This window comes from Slackia faecicanis, assembly GCF_003725295.1.
GTDB classification, from domain to species: Bacteria; Actinomycetota; Coriobacteriia; order Coriobacteriales; family Eggerthellaceae; genus Slackia; species Slackia faecicanis.
Genome location: NZ_QICB01000006.1, coordinates 15917 through 41878, shown reverse-complemented (window position 1 = coordinate 41878; position 25962 = coordinate 15917). Strand labels below are relative to the sequence as shown.

Here is a 25962-nt window from a genome sequence, read left to right as displayed (position 1 = left end):
CGCTCTTTCGCGCGCTTCGTCGTCGAGCCCATTGTTGTCACGGGTGCCTGGACGACGATGATTTCCGTCGGTCATAAACGATGCTCCTCGGTTGGGTATGAGCGATATTTCTTCGCAACTGTAGCACCGAGCAGGTTTGGCTAAAATGAAACAATGGAAATTGCGCAGCGAACAGAGTCCGTTTCCAGAGCTTTTTCAGGTTTGGAGACGGATGTGAGGGCATTGTGCGCATCGAAAGGGGCAGCTATGGCAATCGACAAAAAAGCATTCAGGAGCCTTTCGTACGGACTCCATATCGTGACGGCTCAGGGCGAATCGGGCAGGGCAGGATGCGTTGTGAACACGTTCGCCCAGGTCACTTCGACTCCCGCACAGGTGAGCATCGCCATCAACAAGGAAAACGCCACCACGGCGGTCATCCTGGAGTCGGGAATGTTCGAGGCGTCCGTTTTGTCGCAGAACGCAACGATGGAGCTGATCGGCCGTTTCGGCTTCCATACGAGCGCCGACACCGATAAATTCTCCGACACCGCGGTCGAATTCGACGAGGCGGGCATTCCCTACGTGGCCGAGCAGACGGTGGCCCATTTTCTGGCGAAGGTGAAGGGCACGCTCGATTTGGGAACCCACATGCTCATCGTCGGCGAAGTGGTGCAGGCCGAGGCGCTTTCTTCCGACGAGCCTATGACGTATGCATACTATCACCAGGTCAAGGGCGGCAAGACGCCCCCGAAGGCGTCGAGCTACGAAGCGCCTGACGCGCAGGTCGAGGTCGCCGCGCCGCAGGAGGCCGCCGAGCGCAAAGTGGCGTGGCGTTGCACGATCTGCGGCCATATCGAATACGTCGACGAGCTTCCCGACGATTTCCGCTGCCCGATCTGCGGCGTGGGCAAGGAGCTTTTCGAACGTATCGAACTGTAGGGTTTTCGCGGGCGTTCCGTATGCGGGGCGCCCGTTTTGCGTTCGCGCGCCGTTCGCACAGGCGGACAAGCGGTTCGACGGAGCGACCCGATGCGTAAGGCATGCCCGGCGTATCCTGCGCAACGGATATCCGAAAAAAGAAAGAGAGCGTATGGAAAGGTTCGATATCGCCATCGTAGGCGCAGGCGTCGCGGGCGCCTGCGTGGCGCGAGAATGCGCGCGTTTCAAGGCGGACGTCGTGGTGCTCGAGGCCGGTCTCGACGTGGCCGGCGGGGCGACGCGGGCGAACAGCGGCATCGTGCACGCAGGGTTCGATCCCGCACCCGGCAGCGCGAAGGCGCATTATAACGTCGAAGGGTCGCGTTTATACCCCCAATGGGCATCCGAACTGGGATTTCCCTATAAGCAAAACGGATCGATCGTCTTGGCGTTCACGAATGACGAATTGGAGGCCGTGCGCGCGCTGGCGCAGCGCGGCGAGCGCAACGGCGTCGAGGGGCTGCGCGTGATCGACTCCGCCGAGCTGCGCGATCTGGAGTCGAACGTCTCCCCTGAAGCAATCGGCGCCCTGCTGGCGCCGACGGGCGGCATCTGCGACCCGTACAAGGTGGCGTGGCGTGCCGCCGAAAACGCCGCTGCGAACGACGTGGAGTTTCGTTTTTCGTCGCGCGTCGAGCGCATCGAGCGTGCCGCCGAAGGCGACGGATACGTGCTGGCGCTTGCCGACGGCCGCCGTGTGCATGCGCGCGCCGTGGTGAATGCGGCGGGCGTTCATGCAGACGAGCTTGCCGCCTGCGTTTCGGACGCCGGCTTCTCCATCACGCCGCGTCGCGGCGACTACCGCCTCATGAACACGGCGGCGGGCGCGAAGTTCGCGCACACGATGTTCCAGGCGCCGACCAAGGCGGGCAAAGGCGTCCTCGTGTCGCCGACGGTGCACGGAAACCTCCTGGTGGGCCCGAACGCCGTCGAGCAGGAAGGCAAAGACGCCGTTGCGACGCAGCGCGAGGGGCTTGACTTCATCTTCGATGCCGCGCGCAAGACGTTTCCAGGGCTCGACCCGCGCACCCAGATCGCGAATTTCGCGGGCGTGCGCGCAACGGGCGACACGGGCGATTTCGTTATCGGCGAAGCGCCGGATGCGCCCGGATTCTTCAACGTGGCATGCTTCGATTCGCCCGGTTTGACGTCGGCGCCCGCCGTGGCCGTCGACATGGCGCCGCGCATCGCGGCGTATGTGGGCGCGTCGCGCAAGGAATCGTTCGACCCCGTGGTGAAGATGCCGCCGCTGTTCTCGGCGCTCGACGAGCGGGGCCGCGCCGCCGCCATCGCCGCCGACCCGCGCGCCGGACGGCTTGTGTGCCGCTGCAAGAAAATCAGCGAAGCGGACGTGGCGGCCGTGCTGCATACCCGCATTCCCGTGCTGTGCCTCGATGCCGTGAAGTGGCGCACCGAGGCCATGATGGGCGGCTGCAACGGCGGCTTCTGCGTTCCCGAAATAGCGAAGATCGTGGCGTGCGAGCTGGGAGTTTCTCCCGATGAGCTGCCGAAGCGCCTGGCGGGCGGCATGTTGGCGGCGGCGGCCCCCGAGCAGTATTGCGCAACCGCGCGCCTCGACCATGCCGCGCGCGAACAGGCTGAGGCCTCGCAGGATCCTGCGCGCACAGCCTACGACGTGGCGGTGATCGGCGGCGGCGCGGCGGGCATCGCGGCCGCTGCGTCGGCGGCTCGCGAAGGGGCGTCGGTGCTCGTGATCGACCGCGAGCCCGACCAAGGCGGCATCCTCAAGCAGTGCATCCACAACGGATTCGGCCTGCATCGTTTCGGCGAGGAGCTGACGGGCCCCGAATACGCTTCGCGCGAGCTGGCCGGCCTGAGCGGCCTTTCCGTCGACGTGGCGGCCGAGGCGAGCGTGCTCGGATTCGGCCGTGCCGACGACGAGGCGCTGCGGGTGTCTTACGTCGATCCGCTCGGGTCGCATGAGGTGCGCGCAGGCGCGGTCGTGCTGGCCACGGGTTCGCGCGAGCGCGGCGTCGGCGCCCTGGACGTGGCGGGCGAGCGCCCCGCAGGCGTGTATTCGGCGGGTTCGGCGCAGAACCTGATGAACCTGCAAGGGTGCCTTCCCGGCAAAGAGGCGGTCATTCTGGGTTCGGGCGATATCGGCCTCATCATGGCCCGCCGTCTGGCCTTCGCGGGCGCGCGCGTGGTAGGCGTCTTCGAAATCAATCAGGAGCCCAGCGGCCTTCGCCGCAATATCGTGCAGTGCCTGGACGACTTCGGCATTCCACTGTATACGGGGCGCACGGTCACGCGCATCGAGGGCGAGGGGCACCTCGAGGCCGTCGAGGTGAGTCGCGTCGACCCGCAGACGTTCAAGCCCATCGCGGGTACGCAGCAGCGCATCGCGTGCGACACGCTGCTTCTGTCGGTGGGATTGGTGCCCGAAAACACCATGGCGTCGGCCGCGGGCGTGCAGCTCGACCCGGTGACGGGAGGCCCGGTGGTCGACGACGATTTCCAGACCGGCGTCGACGGCGTGTTCGCGTGCGGCAACGCGCTGCACATCCACGACCTGGTCGACTTCGTGTCGAGCGAGGGCGAGCGCGCCGGCATGGCGGCCGCGCGTCACGCCGCGGGCGTCGCGGGATACGAAACCCGCCGCGGCGTTCCCGTGACGGCGGGCGAAGGCGTGCGCTACACGGTGCCGCAGTTCGCCAGCGACGAATCCGAGCGTATCACACTGCGTTTCCGCACGTCGAAGGCGTTCGAGGCGGCGACGGTGCTCGTCGAGGCGCGCGATGCCGAGGGCGCGTGGCATACGGTCAAAAGGCGCCGCGTGCCGGTGGCGGTGCCCGCTGAGATGCAGGGCATCGACATCGCGGGTGACGCGTTGTCGCAGGCGGTCGAAGTGACGGTGAAGGTGCAGGAGCAGCGATGAGCGATATCAACGAAACCGCCGCCGGCGCGAAGCCCGGCGCATCGACCGAACGGGCGTTTCTGCGTTCGGACGTCAAGAACGTGCAGGCCGACGCGCCGCGGTGGGGCGGCGTCGCGTCGTCGCGTCCGGGCGGGCCGCTGAAGACGGGGCGTCCCGAGCGCACGTTCGAGGAAACGTACACGTGCATCTGCTGTCCGTTGGGCTGCAGGCTCACGGTGATGCTTTCGCAAAGCGACGAGGGCCTCGATACGCTGGGCGTGGTGGGCTACAAGTGCAAGCGCGGCAAGGATTATGCACGCCAGGAAGCCACCCATCCGGTGCGCATGGTCACGGCGAGCGTGCCCGTCGAGGGCAGGCTCAGCCCCGTGAGCGTGAAGACCGCGCAGCCCGTTCCGAAGAACAAGATCATGCAAGTCGCCGCCGTTCTCGCGGCCGCGCGCGTGCAGCCTCCCGTCCGTGAAGGAGATGTGGTCGTGGCCGATATTTGCGACACCGGAATCGACGCGATCGCCACGAAAACGGTGCTCTAACGCGCTCGCGCGTTCCTTATATATGCATAGATATTCCGAAATGAGAAAATTTATATTTCTCCTTGCATTGTTTCGGAATATTCGTTAAAGTTCGATTCACGCTTTAATGCAATAAAGCGAAGTACCATGTATGCCCGAACGGCGATTCGACGGAAAGGAGTAACTGACATGTTCGCAACCGCACAGCAGTTTTCCTTCCGACGCCAGGACCGACGTAACACGCTGCGATGCACGCGTGTGTTTCTTGCGGTCCATACAAGGTAGCTTCCTTGTAGCATCCCATCATAAGGACCCTGAAGCACCCGGCATCGCCGGGTGCTTTTTTGTTTTCGGGCGAATGGCGGCGAAGCGCCGCAGCCACCGCAAGAAACCATGACAGCGCATGCATCGGGCATGCATGCGACGGGCCGCAGGGGCGGCGAATCGAACGCGACGCCGGCCGCGCAAGCAGCAACGGCGCGGCTGACGAAAAGGAGATTGAACATGGAAACCACGATGAACGCGAACAAGGGCCAGGCCAAAGAAAAGGTCGTTCTGGCGTATTCGGGCGGCCTGGACACTTCGGTGTGCCTGAAGTGGCTGCAGGTCGAGAAGGGCTTCGACGTCATCGCCGTGTGCGGCAACGTGGGCCAGGACGAAAGCGATCTGGCCGCGATCAAACAGAAGGCTCTGGACATGGGCGCCATCGCCTCGTTCGCCGTGGACATGCGCGAGGAATACGCCAACGAGTTCCTCACCTTGGCGCTCGCCGCCAACGGCCTGTACGAGAACTCCTATCCGTTGCTTTCCGCGCTTTCGCGCCCGCTGCTTTCAAAGCACATGGTCGAAGCGGCCCACGCGCTCGGCGCGCACTACATCGCCCACGGCTGCACGGGTAAGGGCAACGACCAGGTGCGTTTCGAGACTTCGATCAAGGCGCTCGACCCCACGCTCGAAATCGTCGCGCCGGTGCGCGAGTGGGACCTGCACTGCCGCGAGGAGGAAATCGAATGGGCGAAGGCCCACGGCGTGCCGGTTGCCGCCACGAAGAAGTCCCCGTATTCGATCGATGACAACCTGTGGGGACGCGCCATCGAGTGCGGCGTGCTCGAGGACCCCTGGGCCGAACCTCCCGCGGACATCTGGACGCTGACCGCTGATGCGGCCGACGCCCCCGACCATGCCGAGTACGTCGAAATCGGCTTCGAGCAGGGCGTTCCCTGCTCGCTTAACGGCGAGGACATGCCCTTCGTCGACATCGTGAAGGCCCTCAACGTGAAGGCCGGCGCGCACGGCATCGGACGTCTCGACATGGTGGAGAACCGTCTCGTGGGCGTGAAGTCGCGCGAGTGCTACGAGGTTCCCGCGGCGAAGGTCCTGATCGACGCCCACAAGGCGCTTGAGACCCTGTGCCTCGACGGCGCGACGCAGCACTACAAACTGGGCGTCGAGCAGCAGTGGGCCACGGCGGTGTATCAGGGCATGTGGTTCTCCCCGCTGAAGATGGCGCTCGATTCGTTCTGCGCCGCGACGCAGCAATACGTCACCGGCACGGTGAAGATGAAACTGTACAAGGGAAGCTGCACCGTGACGGGCCGCAAGAGCCCCTATTCGCTCTACGACTTCAACCTGGCCAGCTACGGCGCCGACGACGCATTCAACCACGAGTCGGCCAAGGGCTTCATCGACCTGTACGGTCTGCCCGTGACCACGTGGTCGGCTATGCAGGGCCCCGCGGCCGATGCCGCGCCGCAGGCCGACCAGGCCGCCGACGAGACGGCCGCAGCCAACGCCGCGTAGACAGAAGTTCTGTAAAACACCTCGTCAAATTCGAAGCTATCTGAAAGAAACCATGCAGGCGACGCATGGTGCGGGAAAGGTTTTATCAATGGCACTGTGGTCGGGAAGGTTCGTCGGGGGCGTTGACGCCTTCACCCAGGAGTTCGGCGCATCGCTCGAGGTCGATAAGAATATGTACGCGCACGATATCGCCGGATCGCGCGCCCATGCCAAGATGCTCGCCGCGCAGGGCGTCATCTCCGCCGAGGATGCCGCGTCGATCGATGCGGGCCTCGCGGCCGTGAAGGCGCGCATGGACGATGGTTCGTTCGTCTTCGACGTGAACGACGAAGACATTCACATGGCGGTCGAGGCGGCGCTCATCGCCGACATCGGCTCGGCCGGCGCTCGCCTGCACACGGGCCGCTCGCGCAACGACCAGGTGGCCACCGATCTGCGCCTGTATGCGAAAGACTTGCTCATGTCGCTGATGGAGGGCAATATCGCGCTTCGTCGCGTGCTGATCGAGAAGGCGCAGGCTCACTTCGGCGTGGTCATGCCCGGTTACACGCATCTGCAGCATGCCCAGCCAGTGCTGTTCAGCCATCATATGCTTGCGTACTTCTGGATGTTCACGCGCGACTTCGCGCGCCTGGCCGCCGCATACGATGCGGCTGACGCGAATCCGCTCGGATCTGCGGCGCTGGCGGGAACCACCTATCCGCTCGACCGCGCCATGACGAGCGAGCTGCTGGGCTTCGACCACGCGATTCCCAATTCGCTCGACGCCGTGTCCGACCGCGACTACCTGCTCGATCTTGAGTATGCCTGCAGCGTGTCGATGATGCATCTGTCGCGTCTGTGCGAGGAAATCATCCTGTGGTCGTCATCGGAGTATTCCTTCATCACGCTTTCCGACGCCTTCTCGACCGGCAGCTCGATCATGCCGCAGAAGAAGAACCCCGACTTCGCCGAGCTGACGCGCGGCAAGATGGGCCGCGTGGTGGGCGACCTGGTGGGCCTGCTGGTCACCATGAAGTCGCTGCCGCTGGCTTATAACAAGGACCTGCAGGAATGCAAGGAGGGCGCGATCGACGCCGCGAAGACCCTGCACGACTGCATGCTGTGCATGGGCGGCATGATCGAGACCATGGAGCTTAACGAGGCCGCCATGCGCAAGGCGTCGGGCCAGGGCTTCATGGCCGCCACCGATGTGGCCGACTATCTGGCGAAGAAGGGCATGCCGTTCCGCGAGGCCCACGCGGTGGTGGGACGTTTGGTCCTGCTGTGCGAAACCGAGGGCTGCGGCCTCGAAGATCTGACGCTCGAGCAGCTCAAGAGCGCAAGCAATCTGTTCGAGGACGACATCGCGGGCGAGCTCGACATCGACGCCATCGTGGCGGCCCGCACCACCTACGGCGGCACCGGCCACGACGCCGTGCGCGTCCAGCTGGACGAGGCGGCCGCGGCGCTCGCCGCCGACGAGGCGTCGCTCGCATAAGACGCTTCGATACGGATAAGGGGTATATGGTCTGCGGAAACGGACGGTTTCAAGTCCCTTCCACAGTCCATCGAAGCAACGACGCCTCCGCGCATGAGCAGCGGAGGCGTCGTTTCGTTTCGCGTCGTTTAGCGAATTTCGTCGACCACGAGGGGCACGAATTCGAACGTGCGGCAGTCCACCAGCCCGCGGTTGGTCAGGCGCAGTTCGGGAATGCAGGCGAGCGAGAGCAGGGCCATCGTCATGAACGGCGACGGCATGGCGCAGCCCATTTGCTCCCACGCGCGCTCGAGTCCCGCCACCTGGGCGGCCACGTCTTCGAGCGGACGCGTGCTCATCAGGCCCGCCACGGGAAGCTCCACCAAGCCCAGCACTTCGCCGTCGCGCACGGCTGTCGCCCCGCCGCCGCAGGCGATCAGCGTGTTGGCCGCAAGCGCCATGTCTTCGTCGTTGCTTCCCACCACTAGCAGGTTGTGGGCGTCGTGGGCCACGGTCTGTGCGAACGCGCCCTTGATGCCGAAGCCTGAAACCAGGCCGCATCCGTGCGTCTTCGTGGCGTTGTGCCGCTCGAAGACGAAAGCCTTCAGCACGTCGCGTTCCACATCGGCTTCGATGGCGCCGTTTTCGACGGGCATTTCGACGATGCGCTCGACGTTGTTGACGCGTCCCGAAAGCGCCTCCATGACGCGCACGCGCACGGCGCCGCTTTCGATCGCGCGTCCGTCGGCTGCTACTGCGGGGATGCGGAAGGTGTCCGCTGCGATGTCTTCGCCCACGTGCATGGTATCGGTCATCCAGGCGGGGTAGTCGAAGGGCTCCACCTCGAACGTCGCCTTGCCGTTTTCGGCCGCCACCTCGCCGTCGATCATGACGAGCGAGATGTCGAAATCGGCCAGGCTGGAGAAAAGCACCATGTCGGCGCACTTGCCGGGCGCGATGCTTCCCAGCTCGTGTTCCATATGGAAGCACGTGGCCGTGTTGATGGTGACCATCTGCAGCGCGACGAGCGCGTCGATGCCTTCCTGCACGGCGCGGCGCAGAATATGATCGAGGTGGCCGTATTCGACGAGCGTGTTGGGATGGGTGTCGTCCGATATCAGGTTGAAGAAGCGCGTGTCCACGGCCCCGTCGGCGATGGCGGGTGCCAGCTGGGCAAGGTCGCGCCAGGCCGAACCTTCGCGCAGTTGGGCGTATTGGCCCAGGCGCGCTTTGGCCAGCGCGTCCTCGGCGCGTGTGGATTCGTGGCAGCAGCGGATGCCCGCGCTTATGTAGGCGTTCAGGCCGCGGTCGGTTTCGGGGACGGAGTAATGGCCCGTCACGCAGCCGTCCGCTTTCAGCGTGGCCGCTATTTCATCGAGCGGGCGGGCATCGCCTGAAAGCACGCCGGGGAAATTCATCATTTCGCCGAGGCCTACCACGCAATCCCACGTCATGCTTTCGGCGATGTCGTCCGGACCGATCGCGCTGCCGGTGTCTTCGAACCCGGGAACGGCCGGTACGCATGAGGGCGTGGTCACCATGGCCTTGAGCGGCGTACGGCGCACGTCTTCTACCATGGCCTTCACGCCGGCGAGGCCGACGACGTTCGCCACCTCGTGCGGATCCCAGTAGATGCCCACCGTGCCATGGGCCACAACGGCTCGCGCGTACTGCGCTGCGCCCATCATGGACGACTCTACGTGGATATGTCCGTCCAGGAATCCGGGCGCAAGGTAGCGCCCGGCCGCTTCGATGACGCGTGTCCCATCGCCGATGCAGTGCGCGGCGTTTCCTATATAGGCGATGCGTCCGCATGAAACGGCTACGTCGACGCCTTCGATGACTTCGCGCGTGTTCACGTTGACCAGGCGCGCGTTGCGAACCACGGTTTCGGCGGGGGCGCGGCCCAGCGCCACGTCGGCAAGGGTCTTGCTGCACTCCCACAGCGGCGTTTTGCAGAATCGGTTGATCATGAGGGGCTCCTCTCGCCGGGGTCGGCTTCATCATACGCGACCGCATCCAGAGCGGGGGCGCGGCCCGCTGGGTCCTCACGGTCCACACGGTTCGGCTTTTACTATCGTACGCTAAAGTGCTACAATGCCTGACGTTTTGCTGCCGACCACGTAAGGAGGAAGGTTTATGAAGAATACGACGCTTAAGCGAACCGAAACGGTCGCATTCTGCGGCTTGGCCATCGCGCTTCTGGCCGTGAGCGCCTGGGTCACCGTGCCGTTCGGCCCGGTGCCGTTCACGCTGCAGACCATGGTCTTGGTGTTCATCGTGACGTTGTTTCCTGCACGCCAGGCTTTGATCAGCGTTTTCGGCTACCTTGCTTTGGGCGCCGTGGGCGTGCCGGTGTTTTCGGGCATGAAAGGCGGTTTGGCCTCCATCGTGGGTCCGACGGGCGGTTTCTTGGTGGGCTTCGGCATCGGTGCCGTCCTGGCGGTGCTGCTGTTCAAGGCCTGGCGTCGTTCCGAGAGCAGGGCGTTGCGAGCTGTGCGCGCCGCTGCGGGCGCCTTGGTGTTGCTTTTGGCGTCGTATCTGTGCGGCTGGATCCAGCTCATGGCGCTGACGGGCATGGGCCCGGTGGCGGCGTTCGCCGCTGGCATCGCGCCCTTCGTCGTGCTCGACGCCATCAAGCTGTTCGTCGGCGTGGCGCTGGCCCAGACGGTCGAAAGCGCCGTGCCTGCCTTTCGCGCCGCGCAGCACAAAGCGTAAGGGCCGAAAGGACTAACTGTATATATGCGTGCAAACGCGAGGACGGGCGCCGGCGTGTCGCAGCCGGCGCCCGTTCGTGTAAAGGATGCCCTCGTTGCGCTTCGTCCCGAACGGATTCCGGCCCCTCGGCTCCGCTTTCGACGAGGGTGGGGCATTTGAAAGAACAACCCGGCACCAGCGCTGGAAGTTCTTGATTATGTGCGCAATCACGTCGATTGACGCGTTCGCGCGCGAGGGGCGTTGTAAAATCCGTATCGTTTCGACCGGCCCGGCGCGCAGCGAAGCCGCAGCGCCCGCCGGTCTTTTGTTTACCGTCTTGCCGCGCAGCCGCCGCATCCAGGCCCTGGTGCCACGAAGCCGCGGTGTGCTGCGCTTTCGCGATAGACGGCGCGTTCGAAGAATTCGGAGGGTTTCGGCGATGGCTGAACATGCATATATCCTGGCGTTCGATACGGCCAACGAGGTGGTGGCCGTCGGTCTCGGCCGCATCGATGCGGCGTCGCGCGACGACGTGGCGACATTGAGGCGGCCGTGCGCCCTGTCCGACATCGCAGCCGTGCGCGAGGTCGAAGCCCATCGTGCCAGCAACACCGTGCTGCTTTCCTTGGTCGATGACGTGTTGGACGAGGCGGGCGTTTCGAAGGACATGATTGCCGCCGTGGTGTGCGGCCGCGGTCCTGGAAGCTTCACGGGCGTGCGCATCTGCATGGCTACCGCGAAGGGCGCCGCATCCGCGTTGGAGGTGCCGCTGTTCGGCGTGTCCACGCTCGATGCCGTCGCATGGAACGCATGGGCGCAGGGCCTGCGCGGTCGCGTGCTGGTCGCCGCCGACGCCATGCGCAAAGAGGTCTATCCCGTGCTGTTCGACATCGCAGAGGCGGGCGTTTCGCGCCTGACTGCCGATGCCGTGGTCAAAGCGGTCGATGCCCCTGCGTGGGCGGCCGGGGCTCTGCAGGCTCTCGGCGAGAGCGCCGATGCATGCCGCTTCGATGCTGTTTTGGGCGATGGCCTGGTGAAATACGCCGATATCTTCGAGCCTTTGGGTGCCGTTGCCGACGAATCCCTGTGGGCCGTCAGCGGACGCGGCCTGCTTTTGGCCGAGCGCCTGGGCGCCGACCCCGCAACGCTGCTGCCCGTGTACACCCGTCTTTCCGATGCCGAGGAAAACGAGCGTATCCGCCTGGCGAAAGAAGACGGCGGCAAGAACCTGCGCACCGGCGTGCAGCTGTTCGAGGGCTCGCAGGACGCCGCCCCGATCGACTACCGTCCGCTTGATGCGGCCCACGCAGCCGATGTGGCACGTTTGGAGCAGATGACCATGGGAAGCGACGCCTGGAAGGCGTCGCTTGTGGCCGACGAACTTCCTCGCAAGGATCGCACCTGGTGGGCCGCCTTCGATGGTCCTGTGCTGGTGGGCTATTGCGGCGGTTGGGTTGTTGACGGCCAGGTGCAGATCCTCAAGATCGCGACCGATCCTGCATATCGCCGCCGCGGCATCGCCGCCGAGTTGATCGCTTTGGTGGCATCCGATGCGCGCAATCTGGGGGCGACGGAGATGTCGCTCGAGGTGCGTGCGTCCAACGCCGGCGCCCAGACGTTCTACGAGCGTATGGGCCTGGCTAACATCGGCACGCGTCCGCATTACTACAGCGACCGCGAAGACGCGACGATCATGAGCGGTCCTTTGCCCGAGGCGCGCCGCGACGTGGCGGGCATGCGCCTGCATGTCGACGACGTGGCGGGCGGCACCGATGCGTGCGAGACCGCATCGCATCCGCTGATCCTTGCCATCGAAAGCTCGTGCGACGAGACCGCCGCTTCGATAGTCGACGGCACGGGCGCGCTTCTGTCCGATGTGGTTGCTTCGCAGATCGATTTCCATTCGCGTTTCGGAGGCGTGGTTCCTGAAATCGCCAGCCGCAAGCATATCGAAGCCATCTGCGGCGTGTGCGACGAATGCCTCGAGTCTGCCGCGCGCAGCCTCGGCGTTCGCGGCCTGCGTTGGCGCGACCTCGATGCCGTCGCGGTGACGTACGCGCCCGGCCTGGTGGGCGCGCTCGTGGTGGGCGTGGCTTTCGCCAAGGGAGCCGCATGGGGAGCCGATCTGCCGCTGATCGCGGTGAACCATCTCGAGGGCCATCTGTATGCGAACAAGATCGCCACGCCCGACATCCAGCCGCCCATGGTCGTGTCGCTCGTGTCGGGCGGCCACACCATGCTCGTGCACGTGCGCGACTGGGGCGACTACGTCACCATGGGGTCGACGATCGACGATGCGGTGGGCGAGGCCTTCGACAAGGTGGCCAAGGCGCTCGGCCTTGGATATCCCGGCGGTCCCATCATCAGCAAGCTGGCGGCTAAGGGCGACCCGAAGGCGATCGATTTCCCGCGCGCGCTCATGCATTCGGGCGATTTGCGCTTCAGCCTGTCAGGCCTCAAGACCGCGGTGACTACTTATATACAGAAAGAGCAGCAGGCGGGCCGCGAACTCGACATGCCGAACATCGCGGCGAGCTTCCAGCAAGCCGTGGTGGACGTGCAGGTGAAAAAGGCCATGGCGGCGCTTGACGAGACGGGCGCGCGCGAATTCTGCGTGGGCGGCGGCGTGTCCGCCAATCCCGGCCTGCGCGCGGCGTACGAGAAGGCTTGCAAGAAGCGCGGCGTTCGCCTTTCGATGCCGCCCCTTTCGGCCTGCGGCGACCAGGCGGCCATGATTGCGCTTGTGGCGCACGACCGCTATAAACAGGGCAAATTCGCCGATTGGTCGCTTGACGTGAAGGCCCATGCTCCGCTTGACGAGGCGTATTAACTTCATCGGCTTCTCATTCCGCGAAACGAGCCGTCCGCTACTGGAAGGCGCGGCGGCGTATGTGATAGACTTTTGCGGCCTGCTATTTCGTAGCGGGCCGTCATTTTCTCCACGTCGGAAGGACTTTTATGTAGGTGCAGCCGTATTTCCTGTAGGAAATAACCTCTTATACGGATCGCGTGCGTTGCGACATCGTCGTCTATTCCGCGCGTTCTGCATCACGCGGCTTTTCAGCCGTGATTTCTGCATACCTGCATTCTTTCGACATAAGGAGAACTTCTATGGGATTTTCCTCCCGTCCGCTTCCGGATAATTCCGCCGAGTCGCGCTTGAGCGCGTCCGGCCGCCCTCTTTCCAAAAACTGGCTTGCAATCATCGCTTTTATTTGGGCCGGCCAAGCTGTCTCTATGTTCACGAGCTACGCGGCGAGCTTCGCCGCCGTGTGGTACGTCACCGAGACCACGGGTAGCGCCATTCTGCTGTCGGCCATGAGCATCTGCGCTTATCTGCCCCAGGGCATTCTGTCGCCTTACGGAGGAGTCGTCGCCGACCGCTACAACCGCAAGGCGGTCATCATCGCGGCCGACATGGCGGTGGGGCTGGTGTCGCTTGCGCTCGGCCTGTTCATTCTGTTGGGCGATGTGAGCATCGCGGCCATCATGTTCATGGTGGTCGCGCGCAGCGTCGGTCAGGCGTTCCACGGGCCGGCCATGATGGCGGCCATGCCTATGCTCGTGCCCGAGAAGCACCTTTTGCGCATCAACACGCTCGACATGATGCTCATGAGCGTGGCGGGCATCGTGTCGCCCGCGCTTGGCATCATGCTCTACGAAGGTATCGGCTTTTACGCGGTCATGTTCCTCGATTTCGTCGGCGCTGCGCTGGCCTGCCTTGCGCTGGTCAAGGCGCACATTCCTTCCGTTCATGAAGAGGCGGCCGCCTGCGAGAAGCGCCATCCCCTGGTCGAGATGAAGGAGGGCTGGGATGCCCTGCGCGCGAACCGCGGTTTGTTCCTGCTGATCGTGCTGATCACGCTCGGCATGGTGAGCTTCGGGCCGATGGGCTCGCTCTATCCGCTCATGACCTATGACCACTTCGGCGGCGACGGCTTCATGGCGGCCGTGGCCGAGGCGACGTTTGCGGGCGGCTTGTTCGTCGGGTCGCTCATCATCATGGCGTGGGGCGGCGGCAAGCGCCTGGCGCTGCTGTTGGGTGTGTCGTGCGTGGCGTTCGGCGTGCTGGCGGCCGCGTCGGGTCTGCTGGCGCCTTCGATGTTTTGGGTGTTCGCGGTGTTGTGCGTGCTCATGGGCATGGTGTGCGCCTGGTTCAACGGACCTACGGTCACGCTCGTCCAGCGCAACGTGCCCGAAGAGAAGATGGGTCGCGCGCTCGGCTTCGTCACGGCCGCCATGGGTCTGGCGTCTCCGATCGGCATCGCCATCGGCGGCGTTGCGGCCGAAGCCATCGGCGTGGCGCCGTTCTTCGTGATCGACGGTATCGTCTGCACGATTATCGGAATCGCGCTCTATCTGCCGAAAAGCGTGCGCGCGCTTGATGAACCGTCTGGCGAATAACTGTCGCGTTGTTGCGGGTCGGTCCGGTTTCGGCCGGCCTGCAGCTCGTTTCGACCTCGACCGATCCGCAGCCCGTTTCGGCGTGCTTTCGTGCGGCGCGCACCGATGGCGCGCAGGCTGGATTTCCTACGAGTGCGATTCTTCGTCGTCTTCGATGATGTAGGCAGACACGATTTCGCCGTAGTAGGCCGTGTGATAGTCGCGGTTCGCACCGTGATATTTGCTTGCGACGTCCTGCGGATAGAATTTCTCCGCGTTCTTTTCGGAAACGGCTTGGGGGTCTTGGGCCTGTTTGTAGACGACCTTGCATTCCAGCGTGAGGGGGAATTCCTGAATTGCGGGAACGTCGACGACGCTCGGCTCGATCGGCGTGAGGCCGCATGCGGAAATCTTATCGATGTCTCGACCTGATTTCGTTCCGCAGAATCCGAGGGCTTTCCTGTGGGCGCTGTCGAGCGGGATATTGACCGTGAATGCGGGGTTTTCGTCGAGAAGCTTCTTCGTGTGGCGGTTTTCCCTGATGTAAGCGGTGAAGATCGGCGCTCCCCATTCTATGCCGATGGCGCCCCATGAGATGGTCATGGTGTTCGTTTCGCCGTTCGAGCGCGTGGTCAAAAGCGCGCCTTTTTCGAGCGCTTTCAAGATGGTTCCTGCGTGGTCCCAAAGTTCGATTTCTCGTTTCATGACAGTGGCCTTTCGTTTCTCGATTGTTGTGCGGGGCTTATACTCTGCCTTGTGCTCACGCCAGGCAAGAACGCACAAAAAAGATAGGCACTATCAAAAAGGAGAGCGCATTGGACAAGATCGTCGATATCGCACCGTTCGCCTATGCCTTTTCCCTGATCGACGGCAAATGGAAGATGCATATCCTGTTTTGGCTCTGGAAGCGGGAGGTGCTTCGTTACGGGGAGCTTAAGCGGCTGCTGGGCTCGGTCACGCACAAGATGTTGAGCAAGCAGCTCAAAGAGCTCGAGGCCGACGGGCTTGTGGTGCGCTGCGAGTACCCCCAGGTGCCTCCGAAGGTGGAGTATTCGCTTTCTGAAAGGGGTTTGAGCCTCATGCCCGTGCTGCAGTCTTTATGCGATTGGGGCACGCGGCACATGAACGATGCCGTGGCCGTCGATTCTTCTTGCGGCCGCGGTGATTCGGGGAGTCGGTAAGGAATCGGGGTCGCTTTGCGATTCGGGGCTTGTGCTGGGCGGTTCGCTTCGGTGATAAGGCGGTCGGCTTCGCTCGTCAGGAAGAGGGCGGTCGTTTGTCGCGTGAGGTTCGTGGTGTTCGGTTCGCGCTCGTCGCGTAGGAGTGTCCTGCGAGGAGCACCCTGCGGGGCACTTCTCGTGCTTTCCCCCTGTTCTTCCTTCTTCGGGCTTTCGCCGTATCGGCCGCGAGCCGGACGCCGGGCTCGCGGGGCCCGTCGCGTGCTAAGATGCCGCTGTGGTCCGGCCATGCGGGCCACTGGTTCGTTCGTGCTCGTGAAGGGCGGAAAAGTTGGACGAAATCTTCGTATGGTTCGCCGAGCGCATCACCGCTTCGGGCGGCGTGGTGCCTGCCTTCATCGATTACTTCGCCGTCGTGGTGGGCGTGGTCACAGGCGCGATGTTCGCCTGCGACCGCAAGCTCGACATCGTGGGAACCACGGTGTGCGGCCTGCTTACCGCCTATGGCGGAGGCATTCTGCGCGACTTCCTTTTGCAAGACGAGGGCGTGTATTTCATGTCGCACCCGTACCTGTTCTTGCTATGCGTCGGACTCTGCTTCTTCGTGTTCTATTTTCGGGGGATCTTCCGTCACCTGCCCTCGCTTATTTTTCTGTGCGACACGCTTTCGGTCGCGCTGTATGCCGTCGCGGGCGCGAGCAAGGCGTTCGATTGCGGAAGCGGCGTGGTGATGTCGGTCGTCTTGGGGGCCATCGTCGGCGTCGGCGGCGGCGCTATCCGCGATTCGTTCGTCGGCGAAGTTCCCGGTATTTTCAAATCGAGCAATTATTATGCGGTCGCGGCGCTCGGCGGATCGTTCGCGTACGTGTTCTTCGTCGAACTCGGCGTCGACCCTGCGGCAGCGGCGGCCCTTTGTGTGCTTACCGTGCTGGTGCTTCGTTATGCCAGCGTGTATTTCGACTGGCGCACGGGCGACGATCCGGTGGATTTGACGCGATACGTCTCGCGCCCGTTCAAGTGGCTCGCCTGCGTGGTGCGCGCGCTGTTTCTGGGCGGCGGCAAGAAAGAACGCCGCCGCCGCATGCGCGGCAGGAGGGTCGAGCGCGATGACGGCGCCCTGTACGAAGAGAAGCCCACCGGTCATTCCGACGAGAAGCGGCGCAGCGCGCTCGATTCCGCGGACACGCTGAAATACATGCGCTGAGCGCCTCTCGCGTTTCGCCCATATGTTTCAACATGTATCCGAATATGTTTCAACATGTATCCGATTGGTGACGGATTGCGCCAGCATGCATTCCCGATGCTAGAGGGGCTACTGTTCAGGTATCATTTGCAGGTATTGAAAAACGGCTGCTCAAGCCGTTCCGGACCCCGCATGGGGCGGGTTCCGACGAGACCCTTGTAACCGTCCTGAAAGGAGAGAGTCTCACCTATGCCTGTTGGGCTAAGTCTGCTTCTTGTCGTTTTCTTCCTTCTGATGAACGCGTTTTTCGTCGTGGCCGAGTTCTCGCTGGTCCGTGTACGAAAGTCCCAGATCGACATGCTCGTCGAAGAGGGGCGCCCGGGCTCCAAATACGCCCAGTTGATCGCAAACAACGTCAACGCCTATCTTTCTGCCTGCCAGCTCGGCATCACGCTTGCTTCGCTCGCGCTTGGCTGGTTGGGCGAGCCCGCCGTGTCGGCCTTGTTCCATCCGCTGTTCGAAATGCTCGGCGTGCCCGAAAGCGTCAACTTCGCCGTGTCGGTGGCGATCGGCTTCTGCTTGGTCACTGCGCTGCATATCGTGGTGGGCGAGCTCATTCCCAAATCGCTCGCGATCTTCAGCACCGAGCGCTACGCGCTGTTCACGGCAACCCCGCTCGTGTGGTTCTATCGTCTGACGTATCCGATCATGTGGCTGTTCAATAGCATCACCAACGGCGTGGTGAAGCTCATGGGCCACGATCCCGCCGACGAGCACGACGTATACACCGAAGAGGAGATTCGCCTGCTGATCGACGAAAGCACCGAGAACGGCCTGATCGATTCCGAGCAGAACGAATTCGTCGACAACATCTTCGACATCGCCGACAAAGACGTCGAGGCCATCATGACCCCGCGTCCCGACATGGTCTGCCTCGGCCTCGAAGATACGCTCGAGGAAAACCTGCGCGTGGTCGAAGAGCATAAGTTCACGCGCTTCCCTGTGTATCGCAAGGATAAGGACGATATCGTCGGCTTCGTGCATATCAAGGACCTCTACAACCTCGATGACGACGCCACGATGGCCGACATCCGCATCCGCCGTATTGTCGCCGCGCCCGAAAGCATGCCTGTGGTCAAGCTTCTCCAGCTGCTTAAGAAGGAAAAGACCAAGATCGCGATCGTGGTCGATGAGCACGGCGGCACGTCCGGCGTGGTCACGATGGGCGATATCTTCGAAGAGATCATCGGCGATTACGATGACGAGTACGTGCACAGCAACAACGAGACTCTGACGAAGGTCTCCGAGGGCCACTACCTCACCACCGGCGCCTGTGCTATCGACGATTTCGCCGAAACCGTAGGCCTTGATCCCGACGGCTTCACCGAGTACGAAACCCTCGGCGGCCTGCTGCTCGAATCGTTCGACCGTATTCCCGATGCGGGCGATGAGACGGTGTATACCGAAGAAAACGTCAGCGTGCGCTTCGTGGTCCGTTCGATGGATGCGCGTCGTATCGGCCAGGTCGAGTTCTGGGTCAGCGTCGATGCGTCCGAGGAAGATGAGAAATAGCTTCTTCGCCATGCGGTCTGCGCGATGCGTCCGCTTTCTTCAACCGAATAGCTTCGGGTGTACGCGCCCGAGCCGAAGCGCCCCGCTTTGCGGGGCGCTTTTCGTTAGGGACGAGGGCTTCGTTTTTCTACGGTTTTGCGCAATCGGTTCCGTTTACCGCTCGTAGGCGCCGTCGGGCGGTCAGACGAATTGGGTGCTTTATTCTGGTGGAGCAAATGTGGATATCTGATAAAATTTGCAACCTGGTACCTGAAAACCAACGAAAACAAAAGAAAGGGGGCTCTGCATGAACGGAGACCTGATGGATACCCTCGTCTCGGTTACCGGAGAGATCAGCGGGTTCATGTATACCTACATCCTGGTGTTCCTGCTTATCTTCTGCGCGATTTATTTCACCGTTCGCACGAAGGGCGTGCAAATCCGCTACATCAAGGATATGTTCACCCAGCTCACGGAGAAAAGGCACGTAGAAGGCAAGAGGTCGATCTCGTCGTTCCAGGCGTTGATGGTTTCTACCGCTTCTCGCGTCGGTACGGGCAACATCGCGGGCATCGCCACCGCAGTCGCCACGGGCGGCCCGGGCGCCGTGTTCTGGATGTGGCTTATGGCTCTGGTCGGCGCCGCGTCCGCGTTCATCGAATCCACGCTCGCGCAGATCTGGAAGGTGCGCGGCAAGGAAGGCGAATTCCGCGGCGGTCCTGCGTACTACATCGAGCAGGCCCTCGGCAAGCGCTGGCTCGGCGTTCTGTTCGCTATCCTGCTGATCATCTGCTATGCCTACGGCTTCAACGGCTTGCAGGCATTCAATATGGCAAGCGCCCTGGAGTACTATATTCCTGATTACGCCACCAATGGCGCCGCCATGGCTCTGGGCATCGTGCTCGTCGTGATGACCGCGTTCGTCATCTTCGGCGGCTCCAAGCGCATCAGCATCATCACCTCCATCGTGGTGCCCGTCATGGCTCTTGCCTACATCGGCCTGGGCATCTTCATCACCCTGACCAACCTGGACAAGCTCCCCGAGGTCTTCGGCGTCATCGCCGCTTCCGCCTTCGACTTCCAGTCGATCTTCGGCGGCTTCGCGGGCTCTGTCGTGGTTCTGGGCATCAAGCGCGGCCTGTTCTCCAACGAGGCCGGCATGGGTTCCGCTCCGAACGCCGCTGCTACCGCAAGCGTTTCGCACCCCGTTAAGCAGGGTCTGGTCCAGACGCTGTCCGTCTACATCGACACGCTGGTCGTCTGCACCTGCTCCGCGTTCATGGTCTTGATCTTCTACGTCCAGTCCGGCGGCACTTTCGGCGAGCTCAACGGCATGCCTCTCGTGCAGATGGCTGTCAACTCCGCCGTGGGCGAGATGGGCATTCACTTCGTGACCTTCGCGATCTTCGCGTTCGCGTTCTCCAGCTTGATCGGCAACTACTTCTATGCCGAAAGCAACATGCGCTTCATCAAGAACAGCCCGGTTGTTCTGACGGTCTTCCGCATCACCGTTCTGGTCGCCATCTTCTTCGGCTGCCTGAACAGCTTCGACCTGGCTTGGAACCTGGCCGACATCACCATGGGCTTCATGGCTATCGTCAACCTGATCGCCATCCTGCTTCTGGGCAAGTGGGCGTTCAAGGCCCTCGATGACTACACGGCCCAGAAGAAGGCCGGAAAAGACCCCGTGTTCGTCGCCGACAACATCGAAGGCATGCCCAAGACGGAATGCTGGCACATCGGCAGCGACGACCTGAAGGACGTCGGCCCTCAGCCCGTCAAGGAGTACTTCGAAGAGGCTATCGACGCCGGCGGCGATTCCTTCGAGCCTTTGAAGTAGCCTTCGTTTCGAAGCAGCGCTTTTTCAGAAAGGCCCCTCTTGCGAGGGGCCTTTCTGTGTTTAGGGCGGGCGTTTTCGTTGCGCGGCGCATGCTTCGAACCCGCATCGGCCGATCGTCTTTCAGCGGTTGCGCGGCAATGCCGTCACGCCGTCTTCGGCGCATGCGAAGCAGGTGGGCGAAGCGCCTCGTCGCATCTTATTCCGGATTCTCGTTGCTTCGATGCGCCGCGTGTTCGCGCCCGTTGCTCTGTCGGCCCGGTTTCTAGCGCGCGCCGAAGGCCCACAGGTTCGCGCATTGGCTCAGGATGCGCTGCGCGTTCCATGTCTGCGCGCTGTGCTCGGGGCTGTTTGGATCGCGGATGATGAGGTCGCCCGCGTCGTCGATCCCTGCGATTACGATGAAGTGTCCCACGGTGGTGAAATCCCCCGGGCGTACCGATGCAATGACGGGCCGCCCTTCGCGCAGGGCTGCCGTAAGCACGTTTTCGTCGGCGGGCAGCTCTTCGCCGTGCAGTCCCAGCATGGCGGCGCCTTGCGTCATGAAAAGCCACGCGGTCATGCCCGAGTCGACGAAGCCGTTCGCTTCGGAGAAGGCGGCCATCGAAGCAGGGTCGTAGTCGGTCTTTCCCGTCAGGCCTACGTACACCATGGTCATGCAGGCGGGGCCGCATCCTGCCGTGAGCACGTCGGTGCCGGCATAGGGCGCCGCCGCCCATGCGGGGTCGGTTTGGTAGAGGTAGGGGATCTCGTCGCGCTTCCATTCGCTTTTCGGCGTGCTGATGGTCGGTTGGCCGGCGCCGGCGCTCAGCGCATGGCGCGCATCTTCCGATGCCGTGTGCAGCGCGGCGAACACGCCGCATGAGGCGATCGCCGCAACCACGGCGAACACGGCGACGGCCGTCCATCCCGGGTGATGTCGTTTGATGCGAAGCGGGCGCGGGGTGTACGCCGCGGACTGGCGGTTTTTGCTGCATCGCACGCGGGCGGCGTGCGGTACGTGTGATGCGAACGAGGCATCGTCATGCATGGCTGCTCCTTTCGTGGCGGCGCCGACCAGGTGCGGCTGTCGCGCTGTTTTCGTCGTGCTTGCATGGTATGGACGGCGGGTCTTAACGGTCTTGCAAGGCGCGGCTACGGAACGGATGCGTTTCTTAAGCTTTCCTTAAAGCGCTCCGAAACGCCCGTTTTGCACGGATCGGCGATGATAGGATTTCGAAAAGCGCGGGCCTGTCCGCCGCTTCGCTTATAAGCGGGGGTTTCGCATGCCGTGCATCCAAGGCCGCGGCAGTTCAGGTGCAGCGCGGCTTTGCGCGGGTTTTGCATGGGGAAGGAGCGATGGCATGGAGCATTCGAGGCAGGGCATCGCCGCGTCGGGCGATGCGCCCCGTCGTCGCGTCCTGGTGTGCGATGACGAACGCGAAATCGCGGACATGGTTGTAAGTTTGATGGGGCGCGAAGGGTTCGTCTGCACGGTGTGCTACGACCCGCTTTCCGCCCTCGATGCCATGCGGCGCAACGCGGCCGACTTGGCCATTCTGGACATCATGATGCCCGGGATGGACGGATATGAACTGGCCCGCCGCATCAGGACGTTTTCGAACGTGCCGCTGATATTCCTGTCCGCGAAAGACGAAGAGGTGGACTCGGTGCTCGGCTTCGCCGTGGGAGCCGATGATTACGTGACCAAGCCGTTTCGCCCGCGCGAGCTCGCCATGCGCGTCAGGGCGTGTCTACGCCGCGCCTCGATGCCCGCCGCGGCCGCCGACGGCACGCTGCGCATGCGTGGCGTGGAACTCGACCCCCGCACGCACGAGGCTTCGCTTCATGGCGAGCCGCTTTCGCTCACGCCGAAAGAGTTCGCCCTTCTTCGGGCGCTTATGGAAGCGGGCGGCTCGCCCCGTTCGGCGGCCGAACTGTTCGAATGCGTTTGGAACGAACGTCCCGATGCGGCGGCTTCCAACACGGTTATGGTGCATGTGCGTCATCTTCGCAAGAAGCTTGCGGCGATCGATACGTCGACCGAATTCATCGCAACGGTGTGGGGCGTCGGCTATCGCATGAACGCCGAATAGGCGTGCGCCGCCGGCTTCGCCCGCGCGCGTTTCTGTTTCGACCGAATCGGGGGGGGGTACTCGCATGGAGAAGCAACATGGATATCGCGGCGAGCAGCTTCGCGCGCTGCGACGCGGCTTCGCTCGCAGGATGGTTGCGGGGCTGTTGGCGTGGACGGCTTTGTTCGGCGTATGGGCTGTGGCCGTGGATGCGTTCGTCGCACCGCGCCTCGCCGATGCCATTTCGTCGGCATGCCCGTGGCGTACGCTGAGCGCCCAGGAGGCGGATCTGGACGATACGGTATGGTTCGAGGCGTCGCTTGAAAAGACGCGGGTTACGATGATTTCCTGCTATGCCGCCTTGCTGGCCGATGACAAGACCGCATACGACCGCGCTTCCGATGACGCGCGCGGCGTTTCCGATGCGCTCGGTGCCGCGACAGGCGGCGCGAAGTCTTCCGGCGTTGATTCGTCGGATGCCGCGACGTCGGGCGATGGCGCCATGGCAGACCAAGGCGCTGCAACCGGGCAGGAGTCCGCTTCCGACGCATCTGATGCGTCTGGCAAAGACGGGGTTTCCGACGGAGCTTTGCAGAATCTCGACGCCGCGGCGGACGGCTCCATGCACGAATATCGCTCGGCCATGCCCTCTGAAGACGCGGTGGTCGCGGGCATTCTGGCCGATCGCGACGAGGCGTCCAAGCAGGCGCTGTTCGAAGAGGCGTGCGCCGCGCTCGGGACCGATCCGTCGGCGGTGCGCGTCGAATCCCCTTGGACGACCGAGCAGGCGCGGCAGCTTTGGAATGAAATGTATTACGCCGACGGGCATATGGAATATCGCGATCTTGGTTTCTATGACTTCGTGCGCAGCCTGCGCCTTTCTATGTCGGTCGTCTTGTATCTGGCGGGCGTCATTGCCGTGCTCGCGTTCGCCCTCGCATGGCTGACCCGCTGTTTCGCCAGCCTGTTCGATGCTATGGAGGCGCTGTTCACGAAGCGCGACGAAGAACCCGGCCTGCCGCGCGAGTTGGAGCCCACGGCCCGCGCGCTTGCCGACTTGCGACGCGGGCGCGACGACGCCGAACGTGCGGCGCTGGCGGCCGAGCAGCGTAAGAACGAGCTGGTGGCGTATCTTGCCCACGATATCCGCACGCCTCTCACCTCGATCGTGGGCTATCTCACCTTGCTTGCCGAGGCGCCCGATATGCCCGAGGCCCAACGCGCTCGCTATGCCCAGGTGGCGCTCGATAGGTCGTATCGCCTGGAATCCATGATGGAGGAGTTCTTCGAAATCACGCGCTACAACCTGGGTTCCATTCCCATCGAGCGCGAACGTTTCGACGCGGCGCTTCTGTGCCGTCAGGTCGCCGACGAATTCTATCCGGCGGCTAAGGCCCGCTCGATCGATATCGAGGTATGCGCCGACGATCCGATCGAGTGCTTCGCCGACGCCGAGAAAGTGTCGCGCGTGCTGAATAACCTGCTTAAAAACGCCGTGGCCTATGCCGATAAGGAATCGACCGTGACGGTTCGCGCCCGCTGCGAAGATGCGCCCGGTGCGGTTGGAAAAGAGGAGCGGGATGCGACGTGCCGCGCCCTCGTGGTCGATGTCGAGAACCAGGGCCGCGAAATCGGCCCCGAGCACTTGCAGTCGATCTTCGAGAAGTTCTATCGCGAAGACGGCGCCCGTTCGACCGAAGGGGGCGGCGCGGGCCTTGGCCTGGCCATCGCGCGCGAAATCGCCCGTGCGCACGGAGGCGACTTAACTGCGACGAGCGTGGCGGGCCGCACGGTCTTCACGCTGCGCATTCCCGTGTAAGGTCGCTCGCCCCGGCTGTTTTTCGTGCGGAACGGGTTCGGTGCCTCGCTGCTGATCGACGGGGCGCCGCCGATCGCCTTATTGCGCGGGCGTCCATTCTTCGGCCACCCATTTGCGCACGCATTCGATGAACGCCTTGGTGGCCATGGACGCCCTGCTGTACGAGCGCACGGCTATGGCCAGTTCGCGATAGGTGGGCACCTCGGGCTTCACGCGCGCCAGCTCGAACGGCGCGCTTTCCAAAACGAGCTGGGGGAACAGGCTGAATCCGAACCCCTTGTTCACCATGCCCATCACGGCGTAGTCGTTGTCCATCACGTAGCGCACGTGCGGCTCGACGTCGTGCTGGGCGAACACCGAGTCGAACTCGGTCAAGTCGTCGCTGCTTCGTACCTTTATATAAGGTTCGGAAGCCAGCGACTCTTTCGGGAAGAACGGGGCGTCGGCCAGGGGGTGTTCGGGCGGCAGCACCACATAGAGCGGGTCGCGCGCCAGGGGAATGGTGAAGAAGTCGAGCGTGGCGGGCAAAATCACGAAGCAGCAGTCGAATTCGCCGCGCCAGGTGGCGGCTTCCATTTCGTCCTGGCTTTCATAGATCACCAGCTCGTATTCGATGTTGGGGCGATCGTGCAGGAACACGTCCATGATGCCCGGCAGCCACTGCACGGCGATGCTGGCGAACGCCGCCACGCGCAGGCTGCCGCCGCCGACGTGCCGAAGCTCGTCCAGGCGCATCTGAAGCGCGTGCTCGCTTGCGCAGACGTCTTGGATCCAGGGCAGCAGGTTGCGCCCGTCGGCGGTCAGGCGCGCTCCCGAATGGCCACGCGTGAACAGGGCCGTTCCCATTTCCTGCTCGAGCGAGCTCATCATGTAGCTGACGCCCGCCTGGGTGTAGCCGAGGATTTCGGCGGTCTTTTTGAAGCTGCCCGTCTTGGCGACGGTGACGAATGCTTCGTATTTCTGGTTCGCCACGGCGCCTCCTTCCGCACGGTATTCAGCGCATCGCTGCGTGCTGTTGATTTTCGACACACACAAAACACACGAGGGTATAAGAAAATTTTAATTAAATATAAGATACACTCATTTTACTTTCATATCTGCAGAAACTACTATGCATGTATCGGAGGTTATGCGGGCAAGGCGACCGCCCGTAAGGAGATGCCTCCGGTTCCGACACCCAAAGTGCACGTCGCGGCGGCCGTTTCATACGGCGCCGCGGCTGTGTGCGACTGTCGGCACCTTGCCATATTCGAGGGCGCTTCGTCTTTTCGACGCGCCCGCCCCATAAGGCGGGGCAGGCCTTCCTCTCTCGGCTTGCTTCCCTTAAGCCTTCTCTGCTTGTCCCGCTCGTTTTCTCGAGGCCCCTTCCGCCTTTCGGCGCAAGGGGCTTTTCATGCCTGACGTTCGTCCGGAGCGGTCTTCGCGGCTTCGCGCCCATGCGCCGCGGCTTCGCGTGCGTTTGCGGCTCCATGCCGTTTCGCTCGCCGCCGAAATGCTTCCGTACGGCGCGCCCTCACGGTGTCTCCATATAATGAAAGTTACTTTCTTTTAGAAACCTACTTGCCGTTTTGCCTGTTCAGCAGCGTGATGCTTTTTCTTAAAAGCACAAAACATCCATACTTCGTGAAAAAAA

General features: G+C 63.0%; 19 protein-coding genes. 14 read left to right on the top strand and 5 right to left on the bottom strand.

Going from position 1 to position 25962, the window contains the following annotated elements:
* The first annotated feature begins 246 nt into the window (after window positions 1–246).
* The 5 genes from DMP07_RS07365 to argH all read left to right on the top strand — a co-directional run bounded on the left by DMP07_RS07365 (window position 247) and on the right by argH (window position 7648).
* Window positions 247–921, top strand: coding sequence for a flavin reductase (locus DMP07_RS07365; protein ID WP_123198507.1), 675 nt, complete (start codon window positions 247–249; stop codon window positions 919–921).
* A gap of 151 nt (window positions 922–1072) precedes the next feature.
* A complete protein-coding gene (locus DMP07_RS07360; protein ID WP_123198506.1) occupies window positions 1073–3859 on the top strand; it encodes an FAD-dependent oxidoreductase in 2787 nt (928 codons plus the stop codon).
* On the top strand, window positions 3856–4389 hold the full coding sequence (locus DMP07_RS09010) for a DUF1667 domain-containing protein (protein WP_244594934.1): 534 nt from the start codon (window positions 3856–3858) through the stop codon (window positions 4387–4389). The genes DMP07_RS07360 and DMP07_RS09010 overlap by 4 nt, the downstream gene beginning before the upstream one ends.
* Before the next feature lie 483 nt (window positions 4390–4872).
* The gene (locus tag DMP07_RS07350; protein WP_244594932.1) at window positions 4873–6168 is read left to right on the top strand and encodes an argininosuccinate synthase; all 1296 of its coding nucleotides are present in this window, start codon (window positions 4873–4875) and stop codon (window positions 6166–6168) included.
* Window positions 6169–6256: 88 nt separating this feature from the next.
* On the top strand, window positions 6257–7648 hold the full coding sequence (gene argH / locus DMP07_RS07345) for an argininosuccinate lyase (protein ID WP_123198505.1): 1392 nt from the start codon (window positions 6257–6259) through the stop codon (window positions 7646–7648).
* 128 nt (window positions 7649–7776) lie between these two features.
* Here argH and ade read toward each other — a convergent pair whose 3' ends face one another.
* A complete protein-coding gene (ade, locus tag DMP07_RS07340) occupies window positions 7777–9600 on the bottom strand; it encodes an adenine deaminase (RefSeq protein ID WP_123198504.1) in 1824 nt (607 codons plus the stop codon).
* A 166-nt stretch (window positions 9601–9766) separates the two neighbouring features.
* On the opposite strand from ade, the gene DMP07_RS07335 reads away from it, so the two are divergent.
* Together DMP07_RS07335 and tsaD are read left to right on the top strand one after the other, a co-directional pair.
* Entirely contained in the window at window positions 9767–10345 is a 579-nt protein-coding gene (locus DMP07_RS07335; protein ID WP_123198503.1) for a biotin transporter BioY, read from the top strand.
* A gap of 418 nt (window positions 10346–10763) precedes the next feature.
* Complete coding sequence (gene tsaD, locus DMP07_RS07330; RefSeq protein ID WP_123198502.1) at window positions 10764–13154, top strand: tRNA (adenosine(37)-N6)-threonylcarbamoyltransferase complex transferase subunit TsaD; 2391 nt, start codon at window positions 10764–10766, stop codon at window positions 13152–13154.
* 199 nt (window positions 13155–13353) lie between these two features.
* Here the strand turns inward: tsaD and DMP07_RS09005 are convergent, their stop codons facing one another.
* Window positions 13354–13569, bottom strand: coding sequence for a hypothetical protein (locus DMP07_RS09005; protein ID WP_244594931.1), 216 nt, complete (start codon window positions 13567–13569; stop codon window positions 13354–13356).
* Here DMP07_RS09005 and DMP07_RS07325 point away from each other — a divergent pair.
* Window positions 13562–14728, top strand: a complete 1167-nt coding sequence (locus DMP07_RS07325; RefSeq protein ID WP_244594930.1) for an MFS transporter — start codon at window positions 13562–13564, stop codon at window positions 14726–14728. The genes DMP07_RS09005 and DMP07_RS07325 overlap by 8 nt on opposite strands.
* A gap of 126 nt (window positions 14729–14854) precedes the next feature.
* Here DMP07_RS07325 and DMP07_RS07320 read toward each other — a convergent pair whose 3' ends face one another.
* Entirely contained in the window at window positions 14855–15412 is a 558-nt protein-coding gene (locus DMP07_RS07320; RefSeq protein ID WP_123198500.1) for a flavin reductase family protein, read from the bottom strand.
* Between the two features lie 110 nt (window positions 15413–15522).
* Between DMP07_RS07320 and DMP07_RS07315 the strand changes: the two genes are divergently transcribed.
* The 4 genes from DMP07_RS07315 (at window position 15523) to DMP07_RS07300 (ending at window position 20459) form a co-directional block, all read left to right on the top strand.
* On the top strand, window positions 15523–15888 hold the full coding sequence (locus DMP07_RS07315; RefSeq protein ID WP_123198499.1) for a winged helix-turn-helix transcriptional regulator: 366 nt from the start codon (window positions 15523–15525) through the stop codon (window positions 15886–15888).
* 328 nt (window positions 15889–16216) lie between these two features.
* Complete coding sequence (locus tag DMP07_RS07310; protein ID WP_244594929.1) at window positions 16217–17089, top strand: trimeric intracellular cation channel family protein; 873 nt, start codon at window positions 16217–16219, stop codon at window positions 17087–17089.
* A 228-nt stretch (window positions 17090–17317) separates the two neighbouring features.
* The gene (locus DMP07_RS07305; RefSeq protein ID WP_123198498.1) at window positions 17318–18640 is read left to right on the top strand and encodes a hemolysin family protein; all 1323 of its coding nucleotides are present in this window, start codon (window positions 17318–17320) and stop codon (window positions 18638–18640) included.
* Window positions 18641–18926: 286 nt separating this feature from the next.
* Window positions 18927–20459, top strand: a complete 1533-nt coding sequence (locus DMP07_RS07300) for an alanine/glycine:cation symporter family protein (RefSeq protein ID WP_123198497.1) — start codon at window positions 18927–18929, stop codon at window positions 20457–20459.
* Between the two features lie 262 nt (window positions 20460–20721).
* On the opposite strand, the gene DMP07_RS09000 is transcribed toward DMP07_RS07300, so the two are convergent.
* A complete protein-coding gene (locus tag DMP07_RS09000; protein WP_244594927.1) occupies window positions 20722–21486 on the bottom strand; it encodes a C39 family peptidase in 765 nt (254 codons plus the stop codon).
* A 313-nt stretch (window positions 21487–21799) separates the two neighbouring features.
* Here DMP07_RS09000 and DMP07_RS07290 point away from each other — a divergent pair, with 313 nt between their 5' ends.
* Window positions 21800–22531: a response regulator transcription factor gene (locus DMP07_RS07290; RefSeq protein ID WP_123198496.1), complete on the top strand. Its 732-nt coding sequence runs from the start codon at window positions 21800–21802 to the stop codon at window positions 22529–22531.
* A 64-nt stretch (window positions 22532–22595) separates the two neighbouring features.
* Complete coding sequence (locus tag DMP07_RS07285; RefSeq protein WP_123198495.1) at window positions 22596–24329, top strand: sensor histidine kinase; 1734 nt, start codon at window positions 22596–22598, stop codon at window positions 24327–24329.
* 78 nt (window positions 24330–24407) lie between these two features.
* Here DMP07_RS07285 and DMP07_RS07280 read toward each other — a convergent pair whose 3' ends face one another.
* Window positions 24408–25301 (bottom strand): LysR family transcriptional regulator, encoded by an 894-nt coding sequence (locus DMP07_RS07280; protein ID WP_123198494.1) that lies wholly within the window; start codon window positions 25299–25301, stop codon window positions 24408–24410.
* Window positions 25302–25962 lie beyond the last annotated feature (661 nt).